This window comes from Methylolobus aquaticus (assembly GCF_054172105.1).
In genome coordinates this window covers 1-12,398 of the sequence record NZ_JBSYXP010000031.1, presented here as the reverse complement: position 1 = coordinate 12,398, position 12,398 = coordinate 1, and the positions used below count along the sequence as shown (strand labels likewise).

At 63.2% G+C, this 12,398-nt stretch carries 11 protein-coding genes; 7 read left to right on the top strand and 4 right to left on the bottom strand.

Features of this window, described 5'->3' with window-relative positions; genetic code table 11:
- A partial coding sequence (locus tag ACW73L_RS21880) for a hypothetical protein (protein WP_498924665.1) occupies positions 1-578 on the top strand: 578 nt, incomplete at its 5' end.
- A gap of 505 nt (positions 579-1,083) precedes the next feature.
- On the opposite strand, the gene ACW73L_RS21875 is transcribed toward ACW73L_RS21880, so the two are convergent.
- The 4 genes from ACW73L_RS21875 to ACW73L_RS21860 all read right to left on the bottom strand — a co-directional run bounded on the left by ACW73L_RS21875 (position 1,084) and on the right by ACW73L_RS21860 (position 7,323).
- Entirely contained in the window at positions 1,084-5,310 is a 4,227-nt protein-coding gene (locus tag ACW73L_RS21875; RefSeq protein ID WP_498924664.1) for an ATP-binding protein, read from the bottom strand.
- A gap of 238 nt (positions 5,311-5,548) precedes the next feature.
- Complete coding sequence (locus ACW73L_RS21870; protein ID WP_498924663.1) at positions 5,549-5,692, bottom strand: NnrS family protein; 144 nt, start codon at positions 5,690-5,692, stop codon at positions 5,549-5,551.
- Positions 5,693-5,701: 9 nt separating this feature from the next.
- Complete coding sequence (locus tag ACW73L_RS21865; protein ID WP_498924662.1) at positions 5,702-6,526, bottom strand: NnrS family protein; 825 nt, start codon at positions 6,524-6,526, stop codon at positions 5,702-5,704.
- Positions 6,527-6,843: 317 nt separating this feature from the next.
- Positions 6,844-7,323 (bottom strand): RrF2 family transcriptional regulator, encoded by a 480-nt coding sequence (locus tag ACW73L_RS21860; protein ID WP_498924661.1) that lies wholly within the window; start codon positions 7,321-7,323, stop codon positions 6,844-6,846.
- A 190-nt stretch (positions 7,324-7,513) separates the two neighbouring features.
- On the opposite strand from ACW73L_RS21860, the gene ACW73L_RS21855 reads away from it, so the two are divergent.
- From ACW73L_RS21855 to ACW73L_RS21830, 6 genes are all read left to right on the top strand, one after another.
- Positions 7,514-7,915, top strand: coding sequence for a group I truncated hemoglobin (locus ACW73L_RS21855; RefSeq protein WP_498924660.1), 402 nt, complete (start codon positions 7,514-7,516; stop codon positions 7,913-7,915).
- A gap of 56 nt (positions 7,916-7,971) precedes the next feature.
- Positions 7,972-8,967 carry an FAD-binding oxidoreductase gene (locus tag ACW73L_RS21850; RefSeq protein WP_498924659.1) on the top strand — a complete coding sequence of 332 codons (996 nt, stop codon included), beginning with the start codon at positions 7,972-7,974 and terminating at the stop codon, positions 8,965-8,967.
- Positions 8,968-8,980: 13 nt separating this feature from the next.
- The gene (gene ric / locus ACW73L_RS21845; RefSeq protein ID WP_498924658.1) at positions 8,981-9,700 is read left to right on the top strand and encodes an iron-sulfur cluster repair di-iron protein; all 720 of its coding nucleotides are present in this window, start codon (positions 8,981-8,983) and stop codon (positions 9,698-9,700) included.
- Positions 9,701-9,806: 106 nt separating this feature from the next.
- Complete coding sequence (locus ACW73L_RS21840; protein WP_498924657.1) at positions 9,807-10,184, top strand: hypothetical protein; 378 nt, start codon at positions 9,807-9,809, stop codon at positions 10,182-10,184.
- On the top strand, positions 10,181-10,786 hold the full coding sequence (locus ACW73L_RS21835; protein WP_498924656.1) for a c-type cytochrome: 606 nt from the start codon (positions 10,181-10,183) through the stop codon (positions 10,784-10,786). Before ACW73L_RS21840 ends, ACW73L_RS21835 begins: the two co-directional genes overlap by 4 nt.
- Positions 10,783-12,264, top strand: coding sequence for a cbb3-type cytochrome c oxidase subunit I (locus tag ACW73L_RS21830; RefSeq protein ID WP_498924655.1), 1,482 nt, complete (start codon positions 10,783-10,785; stop codon positions 12,262-12,264). Before ACW73L_RS21835 ends, ACW73L_RS21830 begins: the two co-directional genes overlap by 4 nt.
- Positions 12,265-12,398: the final 134 nt, after the last annotated feature.

The window sequence follows — 12,398 nt, the reverse complement described above, 5'->3', positions numbered from 1 at the left end:
TCGCGGCGCACCAGGCGCTGGGTAAGGCACTCGACCAGGACCCGCTGTTCGAGGGCGTCACCACTGAAGAAAGCGCCGTCGTGGCACCCAGCACGCGCGCCTACGTCGATCAGCTGAAACGGCTGGCGAGCGCCCTGCCCAGCGCCTATCCAACCTCGCTGACGAATATGTGGGTCAACTGGCGCACCGCGCCCTACACGGCCGAACTGGTCGACCATCTGTATCGCAACGGCGTCGGCTTCGGCGGCCCGGATACGCTGCCCAGCACCCTGTATACCAACGATGCCTATGAGTTCTTCCCGCAGTACGCCGGCCGCACCTATTCGCTGATGGCCGTGCAGCCGACGCATCTGATCTGGAAAGAGAACCCGGTCGGCGAAGGCCTCCTGACCCTGGACGACGTGTTCCACTTCGCGGTCAACGACCCGCAGGGCATCAATGCCACGCATCTGTTCTGGTGGTGGTTCAAGGATGCCGCCAGCCCGTATGACTTCTTCGATACGGTTGACGTGATCAAGGCCAATGGCGGCGCCATCAACAACGCCTGCCCCGAGAACCTGATCTGCAACACCAAATGAGCCCATCACCCTTGACCCGCCGGGCCGACATCGAACGCTCGGCGGGCCCTACACTACACAGGGGTTGTCGCACCGCGGCGGCTCGCTAGGACCACCGGCCACAACCCCTGCTTTTTGCCGCCAAGCTCCGCCGGCAAGCTCCCTTACCCGAAATCTCCCTCCGCACACCGCGGCAAGATCGGTGTTTGCTGCTGTTTCTACGGGAGATTCTGGCCTTTTCAAGCGGCGCCTGAGAGCTAGCTCGGCGCATCGGACAGGAACCGCACAACTCTCACTCGGACCCGACTCGTTGAAACCCGCTTGTTGGCCGAATCCGCGCTGTGCTGCGGTCCACAGCGCAAATCATGCGGAGAGGCGGAGTGACCGGAAATCCGCCAATAAACGGGAGACCTGGGGTGAGCCGTCAACCGCCATTTCGCTTAACGCACGCCCGCCGTGAGGCTCGGGGCACGTACGAAAACAGGACGGCACCGATCCAGGGCAGACGGCGGACGACTCACGGGCGTCAGGCTTTATGCTCGGCCGGCCCCAAGGACGCCAGGAGGGTCTGCAACAGACTGAAGTTGACCGGCTTCACCAAGTGGTGATCGAACCCCGCCTCGCGGGTGCGGCGTCGATCGTCGTCCTGGCCCCAGCCGGTCAGAGCAATCAGCATCATCTCGGACCCGCCCGGCAACTCCCGGATACGGCGCGCCGTTGCGTAACCGTCCATACCCGGCATGCCGAGATCCAACAGCACAGCAGCGGGCTTGAATTCCACCACGAGCTTCAAGGCCGACGGCCCGTCATAGGCCACCCGGACCTCAGCCCCTGACGTCTGCAACAGCAAGGCCAGAGTGTCGGCTGCGTCACGACTGTCATCCACCACGAGGAAGCGACGACCCGCGGAAGCACTGGTCGATGCCGCCCGACTCGCTGCCGGCGCGTCGATTCCGACCGTAAACTCGGCTAGCAGCGGCAGATGCACGAGGAATTCACTGCCCTGGCCGGCGCCGCCACTGCGCACCTCGACCCGTCCTCCGTGCATCTCGACCAGGCGCCGCACCAGCGCCAGCCCGATGCCGAGACCGCCCTGCGCACGGCCCAGGGTGCGGTCAACCTGGGCAAAGAGGTCGAAGACCTTGGGCAACATCTCGGCGGGAATGCCGATCCCGGTATCGCGGACGCTCACCGCGACCTCGCTGCCCTGCCGTTCCGCGGTAATGCTGATCTGCCCGCCGGCATCGGTGTATTTGGCCGCGTTGTTGAGCAGATTCGAGAAAATCTGGACGAGTCGCGAGGGGTCGGCCTCCAGGCGCAGCGGTTCTTCCGGCAGGGTGACCGTAACCCTATGCCCACCGGCCTGAATGAGCGGCTGACTGGTTTCCAGCGCCTGCCCCAGAATATCCGAAAGCACGATCCGCGCTTTTCTCAACGCAATCTTGCCCCGCGTGATCCGCGAGACCTCCAGAAGATCGTCAACTAACTCGACCAGATGGTCCACCTGACGCTCCATCATCGCGCGGACGGGTTCAGCGCTTGCCCGGTCCCCTCCGGCCTGCCGCAGCAGGGTCAAGCCGTTCCTTATCGGTGCCAGTGGATTTCGCAGCTCATGCGCGAGTGTCGCCAGAAACTCGTCCTTGCGGCGGTCGGCCTCGAGCAGGGCTTGCTCCGTCCGCTTGCGCTCGGTGATGTCGCGGCTCACCGTCGCGTAGCCGCTGGTCTGACCGGCCGCGTCCCGGAGGGCAAACACGGCATAAATCATCCACAGCGGCTCCCCCGTCTTGAAATGCCGGAAACGGATTTCGATTTCGCCATGGCCGCTCCTCAGCACCCCGGGAAAGAACTCCTCCATGATGAGCGCCCTGTCTTCGGGAAAGAAAAAGTCCGTCACGGACGTTGCCAGCGCCCGATCCCGATCAGGTAGACCGACCATCTGCAAGCCAGCCGGATTGATGTAAAACGGCTTCAGTTGAAGATCGCACATGCCGATGAACTCGTGGCTGGTCTCCACCAGCGACACGAACTGCTGGCGCTGCTCGTCCACGCGCTTGCGCTCGGTGATGTCCTGGACGATACCCGCCATCCGGCACGGCCGGCCACCGGCGTCCGTGCGATGCCGGCCGGCCGCCCAGATCCAGCGGACCTCGCCATCGGCGCGACGGATGCGGCATTCGAAGCTCCAGTCCTGACCCGAGCCCTTGGCCGTTCGAAACGCAGCGTCCACGGCGCCGCGATCCTCCGGCAGCACATGGTCGAGAAACATCTCGTAAGTCCAGTGGGGCAACAGCTGCTCGTAACCGAAGATACGGTCGTGTTCCGGAGAGCGAAATGCGGTGTGCTCCACCAGATCCAGGTCCCAGGCTCCGATACGGCTCGTTTCCAGTGCGAAGCTCAGTCGCTCCTCGCTCGCGCGCAGCGCAGCCTCGTTCTCCTGACGCGAACGGGCGAGCTTGAGAGCACCCTCGACCCGAGCCAAAAGCTCCCGCGCGCTGAAGGGTTTGATCAGATAGTCATCGGCACCGGCCTCCAGACCTTCGATCCGGCTCTCCTCGCCGGCACGCGCTGAAAGCAGCATGACCGGTATGCTGGCCGTCGCCGGATCGGCGCGCAGGGCGCGCAGCAGACCGAACCCGTCCAGCCGGGGCATCATCACGTCGGCGAGTACCAAGTCGGGCGGTCGCGTGCGGGCAGCGGCGAGTGCCGCCTCACCGTCGGCCACTGCTTCCACTTGAAAGCGCTCGCCCAGAAGCCGCGCCACATAGGCGCGCAAGTCGGCGTTGTCGTCGACCCACAGGATACGGCCCGATAGTTCACGCAACTGAGGCTCCGCGCGTCGACCCGGCTCGGCTTCGAACAAGACTTCGTGCTCCAGGCTCCTGGGCCGCGCTGCTGACTGCTGGGCATGCGGCAGCCAGCTCAGGGCTTCCTCAAGGATCGGGTACGCTCGGGTGCCGCGGTCCAACGGACCTGACGGAGGGCCGATCCGTCTCGGATCCAGGTGGGCCTTGCCTAACGGCAGCGTAACGGTGAACATGCTGCCTCGGCCTTCGGCGCTGTCGACACTCACGCTCCCGCCATGCAGCTTGACCAGTTCTCGCACCAGGGCCAGGCCGATACCGGAACCCTCGTGGCTTCGCCCCCCTCGGTTTTGGACGCGGTGGAAACGTTCGAAAACACGGGGCAGTTCCGACGCGGGAATGCCGATTCCGGTATCGCGCACGACCAGCTGGACCTGCGCGCCTCGGGCTTCGACTCGCACCTCGATCGCGCCGGTCAACGTGAACTTCAAGGCGTTCGACAGCAGATTCAGGACGATCTTTTCCCACAGCTCCCGATCGACATAGGCCGGTTCTGCGCCGTCGGGCAGTGCCGGACAGTGCACGTGGAACCGTAAGCCCGCGCGTTCAATCGCCGCTCGGAACACACTGGCGAGGTCGGCCGTGAGGCCGGGGAGATCCACCGGTTCGTAACAGGCCTGTACGCGGCCAGCCTCCAGACGGGAGAAGTCCAGCAGGGTGTTGACCAGCTTCAGCAGACGCCGGGCGTTCCGATGCACGGTGGCCAAGCCTTCACCCCGGAGCGCCCGGTCAGGCGACGCGATGGCATCCTCGGTCGGACCGAGCAACAAGGTCAGCGGGGTGCGGAACTCATGGCTAACGTTGGAGAAGAAGACGGTCTTGGCCCGGTCGATCTCGGCCAGTGCTTCGGCGCGCTTCCGTTCTTCCTCGTACTCGCGCGCGTTGGCGATACCGGTGGCAAGCTGGGAGGCAACCAGGGTCAGAAAATCCAGGTACGCGTCATCCCAACTGATTCGGGCGCTGACACCGGCCACCAGAAACCCGGCCGGGACATGCGCCTTGTTGGACAGAATCGGTATCACCACCGCCATGTGCGGTGGATCCGACCACGGGCCGGCGGGCACCTGGTCTCCCAGATATTGCGCCAGGTTCTCTACGGTTTGCGGGGCCTCGCTGCGCAGCGCTGCCAGGATCGGCCACAGCGTTTCGTCCGCCGTGTCTTCCAAGGACATGACGGCCGGTCCGGCCGGGTGTTCTGCGTCGACGCCGGCGGCACCCGCCAGACGGGCCGCGTTGCGGTCCGGGTCGATCAGGTAGAGCAGGGCGAAGGGAAGATCTTTGGAATGCCGGGATAGCGTGTCGGCCGCGGTGGCACAAGCCTCCATGGCCGTCCGCGCCTCGGCGGACCGCGCGCCCAGGTCGCGCAAGACGGCCACGCGCCGGTCCCCGATAACCTTGCCGGTGATCTCGTGCACCGTGGCCAGCACGCCGCCGATGCCGCTCGGCGCAGTTTCGTCGGGCACCGGGCTATAGGCGATGGTGAAATGGGTCTCCTCGAGGTAGCCCCGCCGGTTGAGTTCCAGACAGAGGTCGTCCATCCACGTGGCCGGGCCACCGCGGTACGGCGTCTCGATCAGGGGCTGAAGGATTCCCCAGGTCTCGCTCCAGCATTCGCTCACGGGCCGGCCGAGCGCCCAGGGGTGTTTCGCGCCGAGAATGGGGACGTAGGCGTCGTTGTAGATCGAGCAGAACGTATCGCCCCACCACAGCAGCATGGGAAAGCGATTCGCGAGCATCAGCTGCACGACCATCCGCAAGGCGGGTGACCAGTTCTCGGGCGATCCGATGGGCGTGGCTGACCAGTCTTTGGTCCGGATCAGTGCGCTCATCGCATCGCCGCAGGCGACCGAACCGAGCCAGGGTCCGACTATGGGGCTGCGCTTCGGAACCATTTCACACACCGAATTGACTGAAGACATTCATCTGACGAGGTGTGGCCGGTGCCGCTCAGTGAGCGGGGAACCTGGTGTCACATTTTACCAGCCGGACTCAGGAACTGAATCGGGGTCACTTGCTCAGGCTTGCCCGCAGTCGACGAAGACGGGGCGGACGCCCGGGTTTCACGGTTCAGGGAGACCTGACACCATACGGCCCATCAGGTCACCTCGACCATATCGGCCCAAGGCGCTGCTAGCGGTTACAGTCTACTCTCGGTTGCAACAGGATCGGCGCGTACTGGGAGACAAACAGCCCGTAGGCGCCGACCCACGCTACTGCGGACAGCCATAGGCCTTCGCTCGCGTAAACGGAAGCAAGCCGTCCCACGGTCCCCACGCTAATCAGTTAGAAGGCCCATCGCATTCGGGCCGAGGCCATCAGGGGCATTCCGGTATGGCCGAGCGCCACGCGCGCCGCCTGAGCGGCCGCCGCAGCCAATCCGAGCCAGCCGGTCCCCACTCCATCGGGCACCACCACCCAGGCCACGGCGAACATCGCCATCAGTATCACCGCCACCTGGTCGAGACGGTCGAAAGTCGGCAGCTGAATCGCGAGCTGCGGCCGGTTCGCGCGCAGCCAGTTCTGGGTGAAGGCAGGCAGGATCCGGTCGCCAACGAGTGAAATCATCCCCAGGACCAGGAACAACCCAAGCCGCAAGCAGGCAGCCTGAACGTCGCCGTGTTCCGGACCCGCTGCGAAGAACACTACCTCGGCGATCAAAAAGGCGAGCAACATCGCCGGCACCTTGTAGTTTCGCGTATTGCGCGCTGGGAACACCTCCCGTGCGATCAATAACGACAGCGTCAGCCAGAACAGACAGCTTCCGGCCGCCCACACCGAGAAACTCGACCAATCCGGACCCAATGCAGCGATCCGAGCGAGAAGCCACGGTCCGCTCAGCAGCAACAGCGGCGGTCCGGCGATGGGGGGCCGGCCAGTCCAGGTCGCGACAGCCGTCAACAGAAACCCGGCAATGGCGCAGCCGGCGAACCCGAACACCATCTCATGGCCGTGTGCGATGAACGCCGAGACCGAACCGCTCCAGTCCAGCACACCCGCCAGGATCAAACCCCAGAGCGTGACGATGACGACCGCGTAGACGCCGAGCAGCAGAAAGAAAGGCCGGAAGCCATAGCTGAAAAGAACGTGGAATCGGTTTGGACGCGTCATGCGACTCGCTTAACGTTGAGGTTATCGGATTCGCTTCGTGCAACACCCCGTCGACCTCGCATCGGAACGGCACGATCACGGCGACGAGTTGGGCGGAGGGGCGGTCATTAGGCATAGATGATGCGCGGCCGAAGCTTGGCTGGTGCCGCATTCCGGGTTGTCGTCGGCGCATTCGCGTAAGACACGACTCCGATCAGGACTCGCCGGCGCAGCGGATCGAGAACCGCAACGGCGCCCTTCCCTCCAGCGTGACATAAAGCTGCTTCGCAATTTCCGCATCGCGAATTAGCGCCGCTCGACAACAGGAATGACATCCCTCATTTCCCGCCCCCGGAGCCAGCAACCTCCGAGGCACGCTCGCTGGACGCTACCGACTCGTTCGTTACCAACGCATCGACGCCGGCCGCGTCGGCGAGGGTGTACTGGTCCAACACCTGCATGAACGATCGTCGCGCCTCGTGCAGGATCGCCTTCAGGTAGCAACCTCGGACGATCCGGCATTCATTGAGCTTCGGATCAAAACACTCGACCAGATTCATGTTGGGCTCCGTCACGCGGACCACCTCCCCCACACCGATCATGCGCGCCGGCCTCGCCAGCTGCATCCCGCCGCCTTTGCCCCGGGTCGTCTGGATGAAACCGTGAGTCGCGAGATTGTGCACGACCTTGACGAGGTGATTGCGCGAGACAGCGTAGTGACGGGCGATGTCGGAAACGGTCGCGACCCCGGGTGTCGGCAGTCTTGCCAGGTGGATCAACACCCGCAGCGAATAATCCGTGAACTGCGTAAGCTGCATCTCTTGTACTTCTTACAAATTTGAGATTACGCGCTACTCAATGAGCAAGATCATTGACATCACGCAACCAGCTTCTTATTCTTACATCTCAGATACAGGTTCGTATCGATACATCAAGGAATGCGATGGCCTACCCCTGCGCGATAACTTGTATCATAAATCCATTTTAAAAGCCGCGGAGATCAAACGCATGACCAGCAAGATGAGCGATTGGTGGACCCAGACGCACGATTCACTGTACGCACAACTCGGAGGAGAACCGGCAGTGGACGCCGCGGTGGACATCTTCTATCGCAAGGTGCTGAGCGATGACCGCATCAGCCACTTCTTCGAAGACGTGGATATGGACAAGCAGGCTGCGAAGCAGAAGGCCTTCCTGACCATGGCCTTCGGTGGCCCGCACCACTACACCGGCCAGGACATGCGTCGCGCTCACGCGCACCTGGTCCCACGAGGTCTCAGCGACGGCCACGTGGATGCCGTTATCGAGAATCTGGCGTCGACGCTGCGAGAACTGGGAGTCCGCGACGAACTGATCGCCCAGGTCGGCGCGATCGCCGAAAGTACCCGCAACGACGTGCTGAATCGCTGAGCACCGCGAACTGTGCCCGTCAAGCGCGCTGCAGAACGCTAAGGGACGTGAGAGAAATGCCGATCCTAAGCTACGGCCGCGACTCCTGGCCCATCCGCGAAGGGCAGTCAGTGCTGGACTGTCTGCTCGAACAAGGAATCCCTGTCCCGCACTCCTGTCGCAGCGGCCTGTGTCAGGGCTGCCTGATGCGAGCCGTCGATGGAACGCCACCCGCAGCCGCTCAGAAGGGGCTGCGGGACAGCCTGAAGGCGCGCAATCACTTCCTCGCGTGTGTGTGTCAGCCAACCGAGAACCTGGCAATCGCCAGCCTGGAGGCTACGACCCACGACAACAGCATTCCCGCGACAGTCCGAGGCCTCGAACTGCTTAACGCGGAGGTCATGAAGGTTGTCCTGGAATGCCATGACCCGCTCGATTACCGTGCTGGCCAATTCATCAATCTGGTCCGCGATGCGCAACTCAGCCGAAGCTATTCGCTCGCCAGCGTGCCAGACCACGACGAACACCTGCATCTGCATGTCAGACGCGTTCCGCAAGGACAGGCCAGTCGCTGGGTACACGAGGAACTCCGTCCCGGTCATCGGGTGGACATCCGCGGCCCGGCCGGCGAATGCTTCTACACGGACGGCGACAAGGACCAGGGCCTGTTGCTGGTGGGTACCGGGTCCGGCCTGGCCCCGCTTTTCGGGATCGCGCGCGACGCACTGCAGCGGGGACATTCCGGGCCGATCCGCCTGTTCCATGGCAGCCGGGACCGCCGCGGCCTTTATCTGATGCGCGAGTTGCGGGATCTCGCCCGAAGCCAGCCGAACTTCGACTATACGCCGTGCCTTTCGGGACCCGAGGCACCCCACGGCCACGCGCGAGGCCGCGTCCACGACATCGCACTACAGGAAACCGGGTCGCTGAAGAACTGGCGCGTATACCTGTGCGGCCATCCCGAGATGGTCAAATCAGCCAAGAAGCGCGCATTCCTGGCCGGCGCATCGATGAAGGACATCTATGCCGACGCTTTTGTCGTCAGCCCACCCGGCGCCAGCGACACCAACTGAAGGAGGATGCCCGATGGTCATCACGCCACAGACACCACTGAAGGATCTGGCCTCGTCGAACGCCGGCGCGCGCGTGCTCGAGGACTACCGCTTCGATTATTGCTGCGGCGGTCAACAAAGCCTCGCCGAAGCCTGCCGGTCGGCTGGCCACGATCTGCAGCAGGTCATGATCGCACTGGACGCGGCGTTGGCACCGGGCGACACGCAACCCGTTGCGCCCACCCGCACGCTCGCTGAACTCATTACATTCATCGTCGACACCCACCACGCCTTCACGCGAGCCGAATTGCCGCGCATCCAGGATCTCGTGGAAAAGGTCACCGCACACCATGGCGAGCGGCACCCCGAACTGAACGCCGTCCGTGATGCGTTCATGGCGCTGCAGGCCGAGTTGCTTCCTCATCTGATGAAGGAAGAGCGGATCCTGTTCCCTTACATCCGGGACTTCGAGCGACACTGGCAAGGGGAGTCGCCCTCGCCTCCCGCGGCCTGCTTCGGGTCGATCGAAAATCCCCTGCGGCAGATGCTAAGCGAGCACGAAGCGGCAGGCAGCCTGCTGAAACAGCTACGGCGACTCACGAACGACTTTGAGGCACCGACCGACGCTTGCACGACCTACCGCAGCACTTACCACGCGCTTGCAGCACTGGAGCGCGACTTGATGCGGCACATCCATCTGGAGAACAACATACTCTTCCCGGCAGCCCGCGCACTGGCCGGCGACGCAGGATGAGCCAGGCGATGCCGTCATCCCGTCAGCGGCGACGCACTCCGAGCTTACCTGCGGGGTGCGGACAGCCCCTAACGATGACGCTCTTGGTCGCCGAGGCATTGAAACCGTGATCGAACCCGTCGCACTTCAGGATTTTTTCGTGACTTTCTTTTCAGCCGCGGCGGTGATTCTGTTCGGTGCCGGCTATGCCGGGCTGTTCGCCTGGGCGCGACTCGGCAACCGTCGGCATCTGATGCCCTGGGCCTATGCTTGCTACGCGACGCTGGCCATCGCCGTCTACGCGCTGGCCCAGGCCGCTCATCTGCATGGTAACTGGACCCTGGTGACCGTCCTGATGCTGCTGGGCTATCTGCTGGCCCCGCACGCGATCTGGCATCTGTGCGCGGCCACCCACCGCGCTGAGCATGCCGAAACCCGGGAAGTCTCCGCGGACCAAAACGGAGAGAACCTTCCTTCTTCAACTGTAACAAGGAAAACGCCATGAGCGCAAAACCGCCCCGATGGTCATCGGAGGATTTCTGGAAGAAGATCGCGATCTGGGTCACCGCCGGATCGTTCGTGATCCTGATCGTGCTGACCTTCGACACGCTGTCGAAAACATCCGTCGGGGGCCAACGGGTGCGCAGCTACAGCGTGATCAACAAGGAGATCGACTACCGCTTCGACGACAAACAAAATCGCTACGCCCCGGTGATCGGCAAGGATGAGCCGCTGTTCGGCAAGCCGTTGAGCGAGGCGGAAGCTGAGACCCTGGTGGACCTGGGCAAGAAGACCGTGCAGACCAAGAACTGCATGAATTGCCATACCCTCCTCGGCAATGGGGCCTACTACGCCCCCGACCTCACGAAAGCCTGGCTCGATCCCGGCTGGATCAGCGCCGCCAGCCGTGAAACCTTGATGCTCGCGTTTCTGAAGGATCCGGAGCGGAACGCGCGGACTTTCGGTTCCGGCCGGGTGATGCCCAACCTCGGCCTGACCGACGAGGAAGCCAAAGGCGTGGTCGCCTTCCTGAAATGGATGTCGGCCATCGACACCAACGGCTTTCCGCATAACTTCAAGACCCTGAACGCACAGGTGCAGCCATGATCTACTCCGTCGCCGCTCTACCCCACCGCATCGCCGGTGCTTTCGATGCCCTGGACAGCCCGCATCTGAACGGCGGTCAGCAACTCGCGGTCAAGTATTTCGCCGTTGCAGTCGTACTCTTCCTCGCACAGGTGCTGTTCGGCATGCTCTCCGGCATCCAGTTCGTCGCGCCCGGTTTCCTGCACGGCATCCTCGACTTCAACGTCAATCGGATGGTGCACATCAACGCGATGGTCGTCTGGCTGCTGTACGGCTTCATCGGTTCGATCTACTGGTTTCTCGAAGATGAAAGCGGCACTGAGATCGCCGGTCTCAAGTGGGGCAATGTTGCGTTCTACGTGCTGACCGCCGCAGTCACCGTGGTCGTGCTGGTCTACCTGTTGATCCAGACCGGTCCCGGAAAGGATGCGAGCATCTGGTTCATCAACGAAGGCCGCGAATACATCGAAGCCCCGCGTTGGGCCGACATCGGCATCGTGGCGGTCATGCTGGTGTTCTTCTACAACGTCGCCGGGACGTTCATGAAGGGCCGCTGGTCTGGTATCGCGGGCGTGCTGACCCTGGACCTGGTCGCGCTGGCGGGCCTGTACGTCGCCGGCATGTTCTACCTGACCAATATCACCGCGGATCAGTACTGGTGGTGGTGGGTGATCCATCTGTGGGTCGAAGCGACCTGGGAAGTGCTGGTCGGCTGCATCATGGCGTGGTCCCTGATGCATCTGTTGGGCGCGCGCCGCAAGATCGTCCAGACCTGGCTATACATCGAAGTCGCGCTGATGTTTGGCTCCGGCATTCTGGGCCTCGGCCATCATTACTTCTGGATCGGCACGCCGGATTACTGGTTCTCGATCGGCGGCTTTTTCTCGGCACTGGAGCCGATTCCGCTGGTCGCGATGGTCGTGCATTCCGTCTATGACGCCGGTGTGCACAACTTCAAGAGCCGCAACCATCCGGCGCTGGCGTGGATCATCGCGCACACTTTCGGCAACTTTTTAGGCGCCGGTGTCTGGGGATTCATGCATACGCTGCCGCAAATCAACCTGTATACCCACGGCACGCAGTGGTCCGCGTCACACGGCCATCTGGCGTTCTTCGGTGCGTACGCGACGATCAACATCGCCTTTTTCTATCTGGCCGTGCAGAAATGGCGCGGCGATGTCTGGATGGGTGGTGACCTGCCGGGCAACGGCTGGAAATGGAAATGGGCGTTGGCGCTGCTGAACCTGGGCGTGATGGGCATGACGGTGGCACTCCTGATCGCCGGCTACGAGCAGTCCTTCGTCGAGCGCGCAGTGGGTGGATCGACCTGGGAAGGCTACTTCGCGGCGCAGAACCAGGTCTGGTTCAAGCAGGCCATGCACTGGCGGCTCCTGTTCGGTCTGGTGACGACCGCCGGCGTGGTTCTGCTGGTCTGGGACCTGTTGACGATCGGCAAGGGCGAGAGTCGCAAAGCGCCCACGCTAAGTGAAGCGGCCTAGGGTCCCAACCTCAATTCACCTGTGGCTGCCACCCTGAGGGCGTGGCAGCCGCTTCGCGCGGCGGCGCGACAACGCTTATCGCCTTGCCCCAACTGTGTCGCTGACATCAGACTGCGGCAGCCTCAGGTTCGATT